The organism is Fibrobacterota bacterium, from assembly GCA_019509785.1.
Lineage (GTDB): Bacteria > Fibrobacterota > Fibrobacteria > UBA11236 > UBA11236 > Chersky-265.
This window is the reverse complement of record JAEKLQ010000069.1, coordinates 1-17,973: the sequence shown is the minus strand read 5'-3', so window position 1 is coordinate 17,973 and position 17,973 is coordinate 1. Positions and strand designations below refer to the sequence as shown.

General features: G+C 61.0%; 10 protein-coding genes. 8 read left to right on the top strand and 2 right to left on the bottom strand.

Features of this window, described 5'->3' with window-relative positions; all coding sequences use genetic code 11:
- The first annotated feature begins 17 nt into the window (after positions 1-17).
- Positions 18-2,462 (top strand): DNA polymerase II, encoded by a 2,445-nt coding sequence (locus JF616_19725; GenBank protein ID MBW8889991.1) that lies wholly within the window; start codon positions 18-20, stop codon positions 2,460-2,462.
- Positions 2,463-2,464: 2 nt separating this feature from the next.
- On the opposite strand, the gene JF616_19720 is transcribed toward JF616_19725, so the two are convergent.
- On the bottom strand, positions 2,465-3,439 hold the full coding sequence (locus JF616_19720) for a hypothetical protein (protein MBW8889990.1): 975 nt from the start codon (positions 3,437-3,439) through the stop codon (positions 2,465-2,467).
- Positions 3,440-3,734: 295 nt separating this feature from the next.
- Here JF616_19720 and JF616_19715 point away from each other — a divergent pair, with 295 nt between their 5' ends.
- From JF616_19715 to JF616_19700, 4 genes are all read left to right on the top strand, one after another.
- Positions 3,735-7,286 carry a fibro-slime domain-containing protein gene (locus JF616_19715; GenBank protein ID MBW8889989.1) on the top strand — a complete coding sequence of 1,184 codons (3,552 nt, stop codon included), beginning with the start codon at positions 3,735-3,737 and terminating at the stop codon, positions 7,284-7,286.
- A gap of 115 nt (positions 7,287-7,401) precedes the next feature.
- On the top strand, positions 7,402-9,123 hold the full coding sequence (locus tag JF616_19710) for an endoglucanase (protein ID MBW8889988.1): 1,722 nt from the start codon (positions 7,402-7,404) through the stop codon (positions 9,121-9,123).
- Between the two features lie 104 nt (positions 9,124-9,227).
- On the top strand, positions 9,228-10,109 hold the full coding sequence (locus tag JF616_19705; protein MBW8889987.1) for a TIGR02147 family protein: 882 nt from the start codon (positions 9,228-9,230) through the stop codon (positions 10,107-10,109).
- A gap of 44 nt (positions 10,110-10,153) precedes the next feature.
- Positions 10,154-12,052: a hypothetical protein gene (locus tag JF616_19700; protein ID MBW8889986.1), complete on the top strand. Its 1,899-nt coding sequence runs from the start codon at positions 10,154-10,156 to the stop codon at positions 12,050-12,052.
- Positions 12,053-12,106: 54 nt separating this feature from the next.
- On the opposite strand, the gene JF616_19695 is transcribed toward JF616_19700, so the two are convergent.
- Positions 12,107-13,870, bottom strand: coding sequence for a tetratricopeptide repeat protein (locus JF616_19695; protein ID MBW8889985.1), 1,764 nt, complete (start codon positions 13,868-13,870; stop codon positions 12,107-12,109).
- 223 nt (positions 13,871-14,093) lie between these two features.
- Here JF616_19695 and JF616_19690 point away from each other — a divergent pair, with 223 nt between their 5' ends.
- The 3 genes from JF616_19690 to JF616_19680 form a co-directional block, all read left to right on the top strand.
- Complete coding sequence (locus JF616_19690) at positions 14,094-15,773, top strand: hypothetical protein (protein MBW8889984.1); 1,680 nt, start codon at positions 14,094-14,096, stop codon at positions 15,771-15,773.
- A gap of 47 nt (positions 15,774-15,820) precedes the next feature.
- Complete coding sequence (locus tag JF616_19685; GenBank protein MBW8889983.1) at positions 15,821-17,326, top strand: hypothetical protein; 1,506 nt, start codon at positions 15,821-15,823, stop codon at positions 17,324-17,326.
- 19 nt (positions 17,327-17,345) lie between these two features.
- The coding region (locus JF616_19680) for a hypothetical protein (GenBank protein ID MBW8889982.1) at positions 17,346-17,973 on the top strand (628 nt) is incomplete at its 3' end.

Sequence of the window (17,973 nt, the reverse complement as noted above, 5' to 3'; positions counted from 1 at the left end):
TGGAAAAACGCAAGGTCATGATCGAAGGCTTCATCCTTTCCGCGTCCTTCTTGGATCAGGGACGCGAGTCCACGCGTCTCGGCTTCCAGGGCCGGTTGCGCGACGGGCGGCGCTTCCGCTGGATCGTGGCCCATCCGCGCCTATGCTTCTTCGTCGAGCGCGACGCCCTCGACCTCGGCATCCCCTGCCAACGCCGACCCCTGGAGTTGAAAACCTTGCGCGGGAGTCCCGTCGATGCGCTCTACTTCGCTTCCACCGGGGACCTGGCCCGCGCCCGCCGCCAGGCCGAAGCCATGGGCGTCGCGGCCTACGAAGCCGACGTGTCCGCCACCGCCCGGCATCTTATGGAGCGAGGAGTGAGGGGCGGGGTGCGCTTTCTGGACCCGCCGGTATCCGAACAATCCGGCTTGCTGGACTTCCGCGACGGCCGCGTGGAAGGATCGGATTTCACCTTGGACCCGCGCTTGCTCTCGCTGGACGTGGAATGCACGCCCCAAGGCGGCCTGTTCTCGATATCCCTTTACGCGGAAGGCGCATCCCCCTTGGCCCGGGTCCTGATGCTCGATCCCCGCCATGCGGCCGGTGTATTCGTGCCGCAGGGGGCTGCTCCTTCGGAGGGCGAGAGCTCCCGGACCTTTAGCGAACCTGCGGGCTATTTCGCTTATCCCGACGAGCGTTCCTTGCTCTCCGCCTTCCTGGAGCAAGTGCGCGCCACCGATCCGGACATCTTCATCGGATGGAACGTCATCAATTTCGATCTGCGCTACCTGGCCGGCCGCTGCGAACGGGCGGGGATGAAGCTGGGCTTGGGCGTGGACGGCCCCGTGGACTTGATCGAGCCGGAAGGCGCGGGAGGCTACGGGCGCTTCGGATCGAATTGGCTGGCGCGCGTGCCCGGCCGGGCCGTGTTGGATGGCATCAACATGCTCAAGGCCGCCTTCATCCCCCTGGAAGGCTATTCCCTTAACGCCGCGGCCGGAGAACTACTGGGCGAACGCAAGGCCATCGAGCTGGAAGGGGACGAGAAGATGGCGGAGATCGAGCGCCGTTTCCGCGAAGACAAGCAAGCGCTGGCCCGTTACAACCTCCTCGATTCCGTGCTCGTCCACCGCATCTTCCGCAAGATGTCGTTGGCGCAATTGGCGGTGCGCAAAACCCAGCTGACCGGCTTGGCCCTCGATCGCATGGGCGGCAGCGTGGCGGCCCTGGATTTCCTCTACTTGCCGCTGCTGCACCGGAAAGGCTTCGTGGCCGATTCGTCCAATCGCGGCGGCGGCGAGGAATCGGTCCCCGGCGGCCTGGTCCTGGACGGCGAGGCGGGCATCCACCGCAACGTGCTCGTGCTCGATTTCAAGAGCCTTTACCCCAGCCTCATCCGCACCTTCCTGATCGATCCCCTCGCGGCGGCGGCCGGCCAGCATGGCTGGGCCGAGGGTAACGGGCCGGTTACCTGGATCCAGGGGCCGGCGGGGCCGCGCTTCGCGAAGGAATGGGCCATCCTCCCCGGAATCATCGAACATCTGATGGAGGTGCGCGAGGCGGCCAAGCGGGACAAGGACGCCTCCCTTTCCCAGGCCGTCAAGATCATCATGAACTCCTTCTACGGCGTGCTGGGCAATCCCGGCTGCCGCTTCTTCCATCCCGATCTGGCCGGCGCCATCACCCGCAACGGCCAGTGGGTGCTGCTGGAATCGAAACGATGGCTGGAAGGCCGCGGCCATCGCGTGTTGTACGGCGACACCGACAGCCTATTCGTGCACGCCCCCGAAGCGGAGGGCCTCGACGGCCTCAAGGAAACCGGCGCGCGCCTGGCTTCCGAATTGAACGCGCATCTGGAAGCGGATTTACGGGCCCGCTTCGGGGCCGAAAGCAAACTGACGATCCAATTCGATAAAATCTTCCTGCGTTTCTTCCTGCCCTCCCTGCGTAAGGAGGACCGCGGCTCGAAGAAGCGGTACGCGGGCCTCTTGGCCTCGGGCGCCTTGCACTTCACGGGCCTGGAGTCGGCGCGCAGCGATTGGACGCGCCTGGCCAAGGATTTCCAGGCCGCCTTGCTTGCCCAGGTCTTCCGGCAAGAAAGCCTCGACGACCCGGGGCCGCTGATGGCCTTGGCTCGGGATTGGAACCATCGCCTGTTCGCCGGCGAGTTCGATGATCGCCTGGTTTACAGTAAGGGGCTGAGCAAGGATCCGGAGGAATACCAAGGCACCGCCCCCCCGCACGTGCGCGCGGCCCGCGCCTTGGCCGCCGATCGCAAGCGATCGGGACGCGAAGGACGCATCATCCGCTATTTGATGACCCTCGAAGGGCCGGAACCCGTGCAAATGCGTTCGGGAGCCCGTCCGGATTACCGGCATTACGCGGAGAAGCAATTGGCTCCCATCGCCGACATGGTGCTCCGCTTCTACGGTTCCGACTTCGCGCGGGCGACGGCGGAGGCGGCGCAGTTGGACTTGTTCTAGCCTTAGAAAAGGTATCCGGCCCCGAGCGTGAACATCAGGCTCTGTCCGGAATAACTCGCCTTCGCTCCCGGGAATTTCGGGTAGGACGCCTCGTAGCGACCGCCGAACTCGCCGACGAAACCAACGCGCGTGATCGTCCGGAATTGGGCGCCCGCGTACCATCCGGTTCCGGTGGCTGCGTCGTCGGACATTTTCACGGGCGCATGGGTTTCCACGAAATCCTTGAAATCCTGCGCGAAGGCCAGGCGCGTATAGTTGAGGCCGCCATCCACCGCGGCCTGGATGCGGCCGCTCAAGGTTAGCATCTGCCAGAGGATCACGGATACGCCCAGTCGGGAGGTCCAAGCCCGGGTGAAACTCAGGGATTTCGTATCGGGCGCGTTGGCGGAACCGAAGCGGCCGGCCGTTTCCGCCTCCATTCCCAGGTAGGGCAGGAAATAGTACCGCAAAGAGAGACCGAATCCGACCTCGTCGGTTTTGGCTTTGTCGCCCTTATCATTGACGAGTCCGGAATGCGCTTGCGGGCCGCCCGCCATGCCTCCCACGTCCAATATCCCCACTGCCTGAAAGCCTTCCGCCGGGATGCTGTCGAACTTGCGGATAGGGCTTTCGGAAACCTGCACGCCCGAGTCGGAACGGTAGAATTCCAGATCGGCCTGATAGCAAGCGCCCGACCAGAAGCCGGGCTCGCGAATGTTGATCAGGTTCGCGAGGGCATACCCGCTGTCGCAGGCAACATGTTTGGCGAATCCCTCCATGCCCGAAGCGGTGTAGCAGGCCATCGCGGAGTACCGCGGATTCCGGATCACATTAGCCGGCTTCACCCCCGGGACAAGGGCGTTATGGACGACGCGCGATTTGCAAGAATCCAGCCCGGAAGCCTCCCGCCTCGGCTCTTGCGAGGCCATACGGGCGGAACCGCAAGCCAAAAACAGGGTCGGCGCCAGGAGGAGAATCCCGGTTCGAAGGAGGGGCATTAACATTCCTTTTACCAGAGTTTGTGGTTGCGAAAAGGTAGGAAAACCGGCTTCCCCCTTGCGCGTCAATGCCGTATGGCGGAACAGCGGCCCCCAGCATCGCCGGGTTTTCAGCTGGAACCGACGGCCTCCCGGATCGATATCCCCATTTAAATGGGCGGCTGGGCCCTATCAAGAATCCCTAATTAAGGGCATTCATGCCCATCGCCCTGCAATTTCGAGCAGCTTTCGCGGGTCCTCGGGGGTATTTTGTGCCCAAACCCTCATGCTTCCCTTTTACCACTAAGACGAAACCATGCGTAAAAACACCTGGCTCCTAGCCATCCCTATCTTCCTGTCGGTCATCGCCTTAGGCGCGACCCGCGCCCAGGCGCAGAATCCCACCGATTCCCTGGGAGGGAGGACGGTGCACGTTTTCCTCCCCAGCCCGGCCATCGATACCCTGGTCATCCAGAATCTGAATATCACCATGAAGCAGGATGCGCAGTACTGGTATTCTTACACCTTCACCAAGTCGGGCCTGTACGACAACATCGACGGCTTCTATTTCACCGACGTCCAGCATCGCATCTTCTTTTCCAAGTCGGGACTAGGCGGCACCGAGGCTCCTCGTTTCCTCCTGGCCGATTTCAAGGGAGCGAAGGAAATCTGGATCATCGTGGATCCTGCCGGTCCCTCCACGGCCCCGCCCGTCATCATGCTGCATGCTCCGAATACGATCAATGTTCTGAATCCCTGGACGACCACCGCCCCCAAACTGATTTCGGGCGCCAAGACCCGCAACATGACCACGGTGGATGGACGCTGCGGCTGGTTTTCGGCAATGCTCCTCGATACCACCATGACCCAAGGCTATTTCGAGGAAGTGAACAACACCGATTCCTACGGAAAGGGCGGCCTGGGTTCCAAGGATCCTTTTGATTTCACCACCCTATTCACCGCCAACGGGCCTTTGATTTGGCTCAACACCCAGGCCAATGCGTGGACCGCCGTCTTCCCGGGCGTCGTCGGCCAATGCACTTATCAAATGGCCGTGACGGTCCGGGATTTCTCGTCGGCCCATCCGGATTTCGATTTCGGGAGCGTGACGGGAGACCATTCCGTCCTGGGCGTCGTGCAATCGACCATCGGGCCGGACCCCGGTCGCAAGCCCGTCCTCAGCGCAACCATTCCCAAACCGGATCCGACCATCTCCTTCGCCCACTTCAACGATTGGTGGGTCACCGATTCCACGCGGCCCGCGCCCTTGCAGAACTACGAGAGCTGTTATGACATCACCATGAGCAAAGCCAGCGATGGCGGTTGGGAATATGATAGCTACCGCGACAGCCCCGATCACGGCTTCTGGCCGGTAGAGGGAACCAAGAATCGCTTCAATGAAACCATGGCGTCCTGCTACGTCAAGCCTCCGCCGGACAGCACCAGTTGGGTGACCGGCGGGCCCAAGCGCAACGGGAATTTCTGCATGGAGTCCCATGCCAAATTCATCTACCAGCCGGGCCAGACTTTCGAGTTCCGCGGCGATGACGATGTCTGGGTCTTCATCAACAACAAGCTGGTGGTGGATCTGGGCGGCGTCCATGTTCCCAAATCCGCTACGGTGAACATGGCCACGCAAGGCCTTACAGCCGGCAATTCTTACAATTGGGATCTATTCTACTGCGATCGCCAGCCCTGCGGATCGTCGCTCCGCATCAAGACCTCCATCTATTTCAAGCAGCAGCTCGCCTTGTACGGAATCGATATCCCGGGCGCCGATCCGGGCAGCATCAATCTTGAGATATGGAAGCGTACCGGCGGAACCGGTTCCTGCGCCTCCGTCGGAAACACCAATGATTCGTCGAAGGCGACCAACTTAACCTATCAGTTGCTGGATGCCTCCGGCAAGTTGGTGGAGACCTTGGAGAACGGCAAGACCGTTTACGGGGGCATCACCATCGCCACCCCCGTGATCACCATCGACACCAGCAAGCTCACCACTACGGTATTGATTCCGGGCGCCACCTATCGCGTGGTTGCCTTCGAGCCCAGCAACTCGACGCTTAAGGTAGAAGTGCCGTTCAAGGTTCCTGTCCGCAATTACGTGGACTTCGACTCGCCCCCCACCGCCACCGTTCCCGTCGGCCAGCTCGTCATGATCATCGCTTCGAATCGAGATCAACTCGGGGCGAAGACGGCCGGGGCCATTAACTATACGCCCAATATCCCGCCAGGTCTGAAGGTCTACACCGATGCGGCCGGGACCGTGGCGGTCCCTGCCACCTTGTCCACCAATGCGGACGGGCTGGATACCCTTTGGGCCACAGGCGATCCCGCAGCTACGGCCGATAAGACCTATATCCTTTCCCTGCCCGCTCCGGCCAAGCTAACGCCCACCCTGACCTTCACGGTCCCAACGGACCGGGTCGAAATCCAGCCGCCGCTGACGCGCGATACCTTGGTCGGCAAGATCGTCGCCATCAAACTCCAAACCGTGGACAAGACCGGCCCGCAGGCCAAACCGCTTCCCTATACCTTGAAAATCCCCGCCGGCCTGAAAGTCTTCTCCGACGCCGCGGGAACGGTGCCGATCACTTCGGGAACCACCGGGGCCGATGGTTCGGCTATCATCTACGCCACCGCCGATTCCACCGATCCGGTCGATAAGAGCTATGTCCTCGGGATCACCACCTCGGCCCCGACCGTCACCCTCAACTTCCATATGCCCGGCATCGACTTGCCCAAGCTCGTTTCGGCCGGCATTTATGATGACGACGGGGACGGGATCGGCGACCGCATCGAAGCCGTTTTCGATCGGGACATCTCCGCCGCCCTGCCCACCGGGGCGGCCTACAAGTGGCCGTCGACCGGTACCGCGGTCAACGTGAGCGGGGCCGACGTCGCCAAGGCCGTGGCCGGAAAGAATCTGACCCTCAAGGGGCTTTTCTCCTCCGGCATCCAGACCGCGGGCGTGGGCTCCTTCTCCGCGATTTATCATCCCCGCAAAGCGGACTCGGTTCAGACCGTGAATCTCGATGATCATATCGGGCCCATCATCAAGGAGGCGGTGATCAGCCTCGGCAAGACCGCGGATACTTTGCGCATCCGCTTCAGCGAGGCCCTCTCCCAGTCGGGACCCACGGGCGACCCCGCGCTGTGGTTCGCGATCAAGCGCGCCTCCGACGGGGCGATCGAGCACGTGGCCCCCCTCTCGGGGAAAATGGACGACGATCGAAATGGAATCACCTTGATTTATTCCAACACCTCCGCCAGCGTTCCGCGGGCGGGCAACCTGGTCCGCATCGAGGATGGCAAAGGCCTCGTCGCCGATGAGAGCGGCAATACCGCCGGGCCGGCCTCGCGCTTCCGTGTAATCACCGGGGACAAACGGTCGGATATCGAAACGGTGACCTACTATAAGCTCTTGCCCGGGATGAACGGGCCCCAGGGCGTCATCGAACCCTCCTTGCAGCCGACCACCGCGGTGGCGACCGAAGTGGTGGATCGTACCGGCCGCATGGGGCATCTGCTCAAGACCGATCTCGGGGCCTATGCGGTTGGCGATGACTTCAACAAGGTGACCCCGGCCCAAGTGGTCCTGGAGTACCATGTCAGTTACTTCACCAATCACGGGGAACCCGTGGCCGATGGGCAACGCGCGGTCGCCTGTACCGATGCGATTTTCCAGGGGGATTGCGTGACCCATCGCGGGTTCCTGTTCATCGGATGGAACGGCACCGCGAAGGACGGCCAGAAAGTCGCGACCGGCGCCTACGTGGCGCGTATCCATTACGTCATCCGGGTCGCGGGCCAGGTGAAGGAGAGCCGCACCTTGGACCAGATTTGGGGCGTATTGCGGCGGCACTGATTCGAACGGGATTTTTCCCGTTTGAACGGGGCCAGTGCCGGCCCCTCAGCTGTATAATATCGGAAGTCAATAGGAGCGGCGCCCGCCTGGTCGGGGGCCGCATACGGGGGAAAGCATGCTGAACGGTTATCGCTTTTTCATTCTCTCCTTCGCGGCGCTTGCCGCCGCGGCGGGGGCGGACGTCGCCGTCCAATTCAACATCGACATCTCCAAGGACGTCAAACTCATCAGCCCCCTGATCTACGGGAGCAACGACGACAGCATCACCGCGGATGACGGGGTAACCCTCCGGCGCTACGGGGGCAACCGCCTGACGGGATACAATTGGGAGAACAACGCTTCCAGCGCGGGCACGGATTACCTCAACTCCAGCGACAGCTTTCTCGGGGGAGGGCTGGTTCCGGGCAAGGCCATGACGGATTTCCATGACAAGTCGGTGGCCGCGGGGCAACAGTCGGTGCTCACCCTGCAGGCTGCCGGGTACGTCGCCAAAGACAAGAAAGGCACGGTCGATTCGAGCCAAACCGCGCCTTCGGCGCGTTGGGTCAAGGTGGCTTTCGAAAAAGGATCCGCTTTCGCGACAACGCCCGATACGACCGACGATGCGGTCTATACCGACGAATTCGTGTCCTTCATGAACGGGAAATACGGGGACGCCACCGCCAAGAACGGGGTGAAGCGTTGGGAAGTGGATAATGAACCGGCGCTGTGGCCGTATACCCATCCGCGTATCCATCCCGCCGCGACCGGCGCCGCCGAACTCGTCCAGAAGACGACCGCCCTCGCCACCGCCGTCAAGAAAGTCGATCCGCAATGCGAGATCTTCGGAGGCGTGTTCTACGGTTACGCCGAGTACGCCAACATGCAAAGCGCCAAGGACTGGGGAACGGTCAATACGGGTAACAAGTATAATTGGTATATCGACTACTTCCTCGACGCCATGAAGAAAGAATCCGATCAGGCGGGCAAGCGGCTGATCGACGTGCTCGACATCCATTGGTATCCCGAAGCCACGGGCACGGCCCGCATCACCGATGGCGCCGCGACGTCGGCGGAGGATCGCGCCGCACGCCTGCAAGCGCCCCGCTCGCTATGGGACAGTACCTACAAGGAAAAGAGCTGGATCACCCAATCCACCGGCGGCCCCATCAACCTGCTGCCCCGCATCCAGTCCTCCATCGACAAGTATTTCCCCGGCACCCGCATCGCCATCACGGAATACAATTACGGCGAGCCTACGCATGTCACCGGAGGCCTGGCCGAAGCCGATTTCCTGGGAGTGATGGGTTCCAAGGGCGTTTACGCATCGGCCATATGGCCCCTGACTTCGAAGTCCCCCTACGTGGCCACCGCCTTCCGGCTCTTCCGCAATTACGACGGGCAAAAAGGCGCCTTCGGATCGGCTTCCGCGCAAGCGACCGCTTCCAGCCGCGACGCCGCCTCGGTTTTCGCGTCCTTCAATCCCGGCGGGGATGAGATCCACATCATCGCCATCAACAAGAGTCCCACCGAAACCGTTACCGGCACCTTCGCGGTCACCAGCCCGGTTCCCCTCGCCGGCATCAAAGCCTATGGATTCGATCAATCCTCAACCAAGGTATCGGCTCAGACCGCGGTCACGGCAAGCGGGAGCGGCTTCACCTATAGCCTGCCTCCGTGGTCGGCGACCCATTTCGTGCTTAAGACCGACGGCGCATTGCCTTCGGTAGCCATCCGGACCCCGCTCCTCCGTCCCGCGTCCGCCGTAACGGGACCGGCCTATCTGCCCGACGGCCGGGTTTTCTTGCCTGCTTTGAAGGAAAAAGCCGCTTCGCTTCCGGTCTTCCGGAAGCAGTAGGCACGCCCTTCGTATACCCTCGGTAAACGGTTTCATCCGTCCCCTTCCCGATTTCCCTGGGCCAGGCCGGCCCCCGAAGGGTAACTTGGGGATGGAAATCCGTCGTGCCCAACATTTTTGAGTATATCGATTACCGGCGCTACCTGCGCGATGCCTACGATGAACGGCGTAAGGAAAACTCCAAGTTTTCTTATCGCTTTATCGCGGGTAAAGTGGGGTTCTCGTCCCCCGGCTTTTTCGCCAACGTGCTTTCCGGCAAGAAGGACATCTCCCTCAAGCTGGTCCTCAAGTTCGCGGAACTGTTCAAGCTAGGCCGCAAGGAAAGGGAATACTTCGAAACCCTGGTGCTTTTCAACAAGTCGACGGGAGCCTCGGAGAAGAAGGAGTACTTGGATCGCCTGCTGGCTTTACGCGGTACGCGCGTCAAAAGCGTAGAAGCCCATCAGTGGGAGTATTTCGAGAAGTGGCATCATGCGGTGGTGCGGGAATTGATCGCCATCAAGCCTTTCCGGGGGGATTTCCGGGCCTTGGCGGCCATGGTGAATCCGCCCATCACCGTACCGGAAACGCGCAAGTCCGTCGAACTGCTGGAACGCTTGGGCTTGATCCGCAAAGGGAGCGATGGGACCTACGAAAGGACCGATGCGGCCATCTCCGCCGGCGACGCCATCAGCAAGGCGCTGATAGGGGCCTTCCAAATACAGGCGATGGAGCTGGCGAAATACGCGATGGACAGCCTTCCCGGCGGCACCCGTAACTTCTCCACCCTCACTATGAGCGTGTCGGGTCCGACTTACGAGGCTATGTTGGAAGAGCTGCGGGCCTTTCGCCGGCGGCTTTTGGATATGGCCCAGGAGTCGGAGAACGTCGATCGCGTGTACCAGATGAACTTCCACGTCTTCCCGATCTCGGCCTTGCCGCCGGCCGCGCCCGCCGCTGCGCGGGCCCCCTTGCGCACCCTTCCGAAGAAGGGTAAGGACGAATGACAGGCCGCGCCCGGACCCGCGCGAGCGGCCGGCCGCGGCGGTCTGTGCGGATCCGTTTATCCGCCTGGCTCGGGGCGTTGTGCGTTGCTGGCCTGGCTGCCGGTTGCCTTCTCGACGGCAGAGGCGGCGGGACCGAGACCGAGGACAAGGTGGTCGGGAGGGCCGTGAACGAGAACGGCGAACCCGTGGCCTATGCCCGCGTGCAGCTCCGTCCCGCGGATTACCTGACCGATCTCGTTTCCTCCGAGCATGCCGCGCCGGGGGTGCGCGATACCGTGACCGATGGCCAGGGACGCTATGGCTTCGCCCGCTTGCCTTCGGGGACTTACCGGGTCGAATTAGGCGGTACGGAATCGGGCGGCGCGGTCACCGACTTTTTCCTTCCCGAATCGGGCAAAGGCAAGGTCCTGATCCCCGATACCTTGCGGACGCGCGGAAGCATCGCCGGCTCCATCGCGGCCGATACCGATTCGCACTCCTCCGGATTCGTGCAGGTCTACGGGTTGGAAAGGCTGGTCCAGGCCGACCCCGAAGGGAACTTCATCCTGTACGGCATGCCCAAGGGCTCTTACGACGTGCGCTTCAGCAGCCTGCAACCGTTCCGCCGCGAAGCCATCCGCCGCAAAGTCCCGGTGGCGGCGGGCCAGCGGACGATGCTCGATTCGGTCGTCTTGGCCAAGGAAGCCAAGCTCACCTTCCGCACCGATTCCGGCGCGGTCCGCATCGACGGGCTCGATTCGACCAATCCCGTCATCTTCGATAACGAGAAATGGGATAACGGCCCGGATGACGAATACGTATGGGCCAAAGCTTCGGCGGGCTCCCTCAACCTGCGCGGCGCCATCGTAACGCGCGATTTCCATTACGGGAGCGCCATGGATGCGCAATTGCGGAAGGCGCGCCAGGAACTGTGGGAAGCGCGCGCGGCCGGCTTCGTCAACCTGCCCGATATGACCCCCGGGGCCTCGGCCAAGCTCTCCTGGCCCGACTCCGGGTATCTGGAGAACATCGTCCCCTCGCCGAGCGCCGGCAGCGAATTGATCGTGGCGGAGGCCCGCAAGGCGACGCCCGAAAAGCCTTTGCTGGTGGTGGTGGGCGGCCCCCTCACCACGGTGGCCAATGCCTGGCTGACCGATCCTTCCATCGCCCCGCGCATGATCGTGGCGGGCATCTTCACCTACAGCATGCAACCCGAGGATACGGTCGCCAATTACCTGGTGGCCCGCAAATGCAGGTTCGTGCAATGGGGACGGGGCTATGTCTGGGGCGGCCAGGCGGACACCTCCCAAATCCGTTCCATCCCCACGACGCTGATGGGCGAGCGCCTTCGCAGCTACCTATTCCAGAACGCCAAGAGCCTGCCCTACGGCGATATCGCCCCCGTGGCTTTCCTGTTCAATCCTTCGGTTTGGAAAAGCGCCAACATAGTGAAGGTGAGCCGCTCCATGGAGGTCCAGCCCGCCTCCGACATCACCTTCGATTTCGTGGACATCCCCCTGGCCGCCAATAATTGGGCCGGCTACCAATCGGAATTCTACGCCTCCCTGATCCGTCCGGGAGCCTATCATCCGATCGCGCTTCCGGGCCGGGTCGAGGCGGAAGCCTATACCGCCATGTCCAAAGTGACCGTCCAGTTCGCGGATTCCACCACCGGTAACGAGTCGGCCACCTATGCCGACAGCGGCTACACCGATCATCGCATCACTTCGGCGGGAGGCGTCTTGGCGGCCAAGCTCCGGTACCACTCCGCCGGGGGGGCCAAGGTCGATCTGTTCCTCGACCATGCCACCGCGCCCGCGGCCACGTTCACCCTGCCGGCGGCGTCGGACTGGACGGAGGCGGATGTGCCCGCCTTGACGCTCGATCCCGGCGACCATGTGTTGCGCGTTACGATTGGCGGCGGATCGGCCTCGTTGGATTGGATCGAACTGAATCCTCCATAAGATCGTTTCTTCGGACAATGGGCCGAAGCCGCGTCTCCGGCCCGTCCGGAACCGTTAAGGGAGGGAGGAGTTCAGCTTGGGCAAAACCGCCGCGAGGTTGGCGCGCGCGGATGCGTTGCCGCTATCGGCCGCGAGGGCCTGCCGGTACAAGGCGGCGGCGCCGGCCGGATCGCCGGAAAGGTCTTGGATCATCCCAAGGTAGTTCAGCGCGCCGGAATGCCCGGGATGTAGGCGTAAGGTGGATTCCAAATGGGGGCGTGCCTCGCTGAAACGGTGTGCCCGCACCAAGGCGGAACCCAGGCCGAATTGCATATCGGGATCATCGGGTTCCGCCGCTACCAGGATCGCGAAATGTTCCGCGGCGGCTTCGGGTCGGTCGGCTTGGAGATAGCCGAAGGCCAGATTGATGCGTGCTTCCTGGGAAGACGGATCGAGTTCCGTTGTGCGGCGGAACTCATCCAGTGCCCCGGAGGCGTCGCCTTTGCGCTTAAGGATATCGGCCAGGAACAGGTGGCCGATTGCCAAGCCGGGATTGGCGGCGACCGTAGCGCGGTACTCGCTTTCCGCCCGCTCCCATTCGGCCCTGCCTTTGAAGTAGGTGCCGCTCAGGAAATGGGCCAGCCAACTGCCGGGGATGCCTTCGGACAGGTTCACCACCTGGGATTCAAAGGGAGGGGCTTTGCCGGCATGCTGCGAAAAGCCCAACCATAGGACAGGCAAGAGGAAGAAGGCCCATTGCCACTCCAGGCCCCGAGGCGCGGAAGCCGGCGTGGATGGGGTTGGCGGCGCACCCTTACCCAGGCCGAGCCCTTGCCGTAGTTCGGTCTCGCGCACCTTCCAGATAAAGCCGTCGAAATAGAAATGCAAAAGCGCCGATGCGACGGTGAGATGGATGATCCAGGGCGGGGCGGCTCCGTTCAGTAAAGTCGATTCGGTTTGCTGGAGAGAATTAAAGGATGTGGCAACGCCGATCCATCCGTAGGCCGCTATGGCCGCCGCATAGGCGATGAATCCCAGGGCGCCGGGTCCGAATATCCAGGCCTCCAGGCGGGAAGGCCGCATGTTCGCCGTCACCCTACGGCGCTGGTATACCCAGACCAGGGCGTTGTATTGCACATCATGGAAAATTTCCCAAAGCACGATCCCGATCAACAGGCTTCCGGTTGCGGGCCGATACCCCGCTTTGGACTGCCGCCAGATGTTGGCGGCGAAGACGAGGGTAATGCCGGCGGTGCCGAGGTCCCACGCCGTTCGCATGAAATGCAAGACCGCCGGTGGGATGAGGGGTCCGCCGGAGGCATAGTACTGCGACACTAGCGAGAATTCCTTGGCCGGCGAGTGGAAAACCGCCAATCCGAACCAAGCCAGGCACATCAGCCAGTCAAGACGAGCCGTGATAGGAGAGACGGAGTTTACCTTGGAGTCATAGATACGCAGGAACCCGTTCACTTGCATCGCGCCATGCCAAACCCCCCACATCACGGTGGCGCAGACCAAGGCGTTCAGATCCAGCCGGCCGAAACCAGCCGCCAAGAGCAATAGGGCCGCGGGTACCACCGTGAATCGCAACCTGAATCTTCGGAACAAACCCGGGTCCATATAGGCCCGGATGAATCCGGGCAAATGATGTCCAAAGCCCCCTATGCCCAGCACATAGAGGCCGACGGTATCCACCGATATCCGGTTTATCAGGGCGAAACCCAGGGGCAGAATCCACAAAGGAGCGAGCACGAACAAGGGCAAGTCCCATTTCGCTGAAACGATCCAGGGCGAAGGCCGCGAAACGTTGAAGGCATTGGCATTCATGGAGTTATGCACAAAGGTACAAGCAAAGCCGCGCTTCGGCCTGGGATCTCCGGATTAATCGCCTTCCCCCTCTCTCACGCGTAAAAGCATGGGAACCACATAGGGCAACGAAGTTGGCGGGAGGCCTTCACTATTTTAGTCTTTTCAGCTTTAAGTTTTCTCCGGACGCGGTAAATGCCGCGCCCTTTCCATTTTTGCGCGAGCGATTACTATTGTCGCGAGCGGAGATCACCTGATGGTTCGTAAAAGTGGATGCGCCTGGTTGTTCATGGCCCTGTGGGCGGGAACGGCTATGGCGGACATCTCCATCGACAAACTACAAGGACAAGGCTACACCGACATAGGGCAGCTCGTTAAGGGCAATGCCGGGGGCGTCCCGGTTGAGGATACCTACCTGAACCGCCTGGGCGCGAACCTGACAGTGAGCGATACCGTAGGGGGACGGCTTTCCTTGCGGATTACCGTCGGCGGCATTTTCTGGAATTCCTTTCCGGAAGGGGATTTCTGGCAAAACTTCATCAAGTTCGGGCCGGGTATCAACGAGGCCTCTACCAAACTCCGTTTCGGGTCGAGCTTTGCGGTGGAAGGGGGATATTTCCCCCTCAAGTATTCTTCTCCGGCCATGAACCTGGGTGAATACCTGGTGCGCTCGGAATCCTATCCTACCTACATCACGACGGGCGGATGGCAATGGGTGGATAGTGCCTATACCCGGGTACTCGGCGTGCGTCTCATGGGCACCCATTTCGGCGGCGCCTTCCGGCATGAGCTGGGACTATTTCTTGAGTTTGAGAATGCCCCTCTGTGGGACATTACGCCGGCCTACCTTTTCGCATGGCGTCCGGCCAAAGGATTGGAATTGGGGGGCGGGATTGCCTTGCGCCGTTGGATTTCAAACAATCGCGCTTATTTCGGGAATAAGGCCGAAGCGCGCAGCGCTCTTACGGCCACCCGATACGTAACGGTAGCGAACTTCCCAGAGGTCCAAAACCAGGCCCGGGTCCATTATACCTATACCAATGGGAGCGGCCAGCTTGCCAGCGCGGATACCTTCGCGGTTTGGCGTGGGGGCGCCGCCCTCGATCAGAGCACCTTGCTTGGAGGCAAAACCGGGGCGCAGGTCACGAAAGTGGATATGATCCAAGACGGCAGCCCCGCCGGCGCGCGTTCAGGCATCCAGCGCTTCCTGATGAACACGAAATGGTCCGACGGCAGCGATTGCTATGACGGTCAGACCCAGACTTGCGTGTCCTATTACGATACATCCGGGATGGTCGTCCAAACCGATGCCAACGGCAATGTCGTCTCCGACCCCGCGTCCGAACAAGCAGCCCAAATCACCCGTTCCGAGGAATTGACGCGTTCGGCCGTCAATGTCATGGGCCACGTGGAACTGGATATCGGGGAAATGCTCGGGGTGAGCGCGACCACGGGACCCTTCAAGCTGTATTCCGAGATCGCCTTGCTCGGGGTCAAGAACCAGCCCGTGTACTATGAAAACCGCTTGCAGCGGATGCCGGTGATGGTCGGCTTGCACGTGCCTACCTTCGGCCTCTTGGATCTCCTCGCGGTGGAAACGGAATATCTCTCCAATCCCTATCAGGACAGCCAGCAAGAGCTCAGCATCAACCTGAATGAATCCCTGGTGGGGCCGAGCATGCCCCTTCCGGACCTGCCGCAAGGGGCCTACGACGCTCCTCGCTTCCAGCCAACCGCTATCCATGGCGATGATTGGAAATGGAGCGTGCATGCCGTCCGTACCTTGACCCCCGGCCTTAAGGCCAAGGTTCAAGTCGCCAATGATCATATGCGGCTCAAGAATTTCGATGTCGCCGGAATCCTGCCTTCGTCATACCCGCAAACGGCGAAGAAGGATCAATGGTATTTCATGGCCCATTTGGAATGGGCGCTATGAGGAGCAACACGCATGAATCAGGTATGGCAGCCGCGGGAGCGCGGAATATGAAGGCGAACCTTTGGCCTTTATGCGTAGCCTTGCTCGTGGCCGGCGCCCATGGTGAAGAGCCGAACCCTTCCGACATCACCCGGAAGATTTCCGTGATGGGCTTCGTAGACGTTGGGCAGGTCGTGAAAGGTTCCTTCGTCACGGACGATGGAGCGCGCCCGGCCCTGGGGCTGGACGGCGCCTTTCTGAATCGTGACGGCATTGCGCTGACCTATTCCGGTACCTTGAAAGATCGCCTGCATGTGAACATCGGAGTGGGCGGCCTGTTCTGGAAGCCCATTCCGGAAACCTCGAATCCCGCCAGCACCCGTATCCAATTCGGCCCGGGCATTTCGGAGGCCTCGGTACAGTACGATTTCCAGAAGAACCTGAATTGGAAATTCGGGTTTTTCGGATACGATTACAATCCTGATGCCATGAACCTGGGCGAATATCTTCTCCGGAGCGAGGCCTATCCGGGCCTGGTCCGTACGGCCGGCTCGGGCGGCTGGGTGTGGATGAACGACAACAAGTACAAATCCATGGGTACCAAGGTCACCTGGGATTTGCTGGACGGAAAGCTCCGGCAGGATCTGGTCATCTTCAGCGAATTCAATGAAGTACCCATTTTCGACTTCTCGCCTTCGTACGTGGCGACCTTCAAAGCCGGACAGGCGTTCGAATTCGGCGCGGGCTTCTCCTTGCATCGGTTTTTGCCCGTGAAGCCCAGCACGACCACTCCCGGGCGCGCTGCCAACCGGTATGTCGAGATCGATAATTTCCCCGCCATCCCGGCCATCCACGATACGGTCGCCCAACGGGACCAGCTTGGTTTCGCGGGCGGAACCTTGAAGGATATGGAAGGCTTCATCGGAAATTACACCGATGAAGCCGGAACGCCCTTGGTGAAAACGGGCCAGGATAGCCGCGGTAGTTTTTTCGTGACCCAGGCCGGAGATACCTTGCGACCCAGGAAAACGGAGAAATTAACCTTCAAGGCGATTGAACTGATGGCGCGCGCTTCGGTGGACTTCGATGCCCTACTCGGGCTGGACGCGCAATCCGTCGGACCCTTCAAGATCTTCGCCGAAGCCGCCGTCTTGGGCGTGCAGAACCAGCCCTATTTCTACGAAAATATCAATCAGCGCATCCCGCTCATGCTCGGGATGCATATTCCCACCTTTGGCTTATTGAGCCTGGCCTCGGTGCAGATGGAATACTTCAAAAATCCGTACCCGGAAAACAGCATGCAGCAATATGTTAATAGCCTTCCGCAGCCGGCATTCCCTGCGGGGAATCCGGCGTTGTATGCGAGAAATCGGGATGCGGGTTTGTACTCCGAGGATGATGTGAAGTGGTCGGTGTATTTGCGGAGAAACCTCTATGCGGGGTTGGATTTATTCGTTCAGGCGGCGAATGATCATTTCCGGATACAGGACGTGAACGCGGGGCCTTCGTTCACGCCGGTCACCCATACCAAATCGGGTTGGTACTACCTATTCCAGTTCCAATGGGCAATGTAAGGGGTTTAAGGAGGGTTTGATGGCAAGCAAGGAAATTAAAAGGATAGGGCGCTTCGTCCTCGCGTCCGCATTGGTGGTCGCGGCCACAGGGACGGCGATGGCGCAGACTACGCCTTTGGCTAAGGAGCGGACCATTACGGCAAATGGCAAGTCCTACTTGCTCAAGTCCAGGCTGAAGGCCATTCTGATCGGCAGCTTCACTTACGGCTTCAACCATACTGTCGGGTCTCCCAACCTGGAGTCCACCCTGAAGCGCATCGGCACGGCCGAAGGCTGGACGGTGGATGTTGCCACCAACGGTGATGATGTCACCGCGGCCAAGCTGGGCGGCTACCAGGTCTTCTTCGCCAACTTCATTTCCAGCATCGCGCAGTCGGGGTCGTTCAAGGGCGAAAAAGCGGTCCAGGATTTCGTGGAAGTCGGGGGGAACGGCGCGTTCGTCATGCATTCATCCGGGGATTCGCGCCAATCGACGAATTGGCCCTGGTTCTATAGCACCTGGCATCCCTGCATTTATACGGGCGAATCCTCGCGCACCGACGTGAGCGCGCCGATATTCGTCCCGGCCGCCATGAAAACCCATCCGGTGATGGAAGGGATCAGTTTCAACGGCAAGGACACCACCGTGGTTCAGCAGGGGGAGTTCC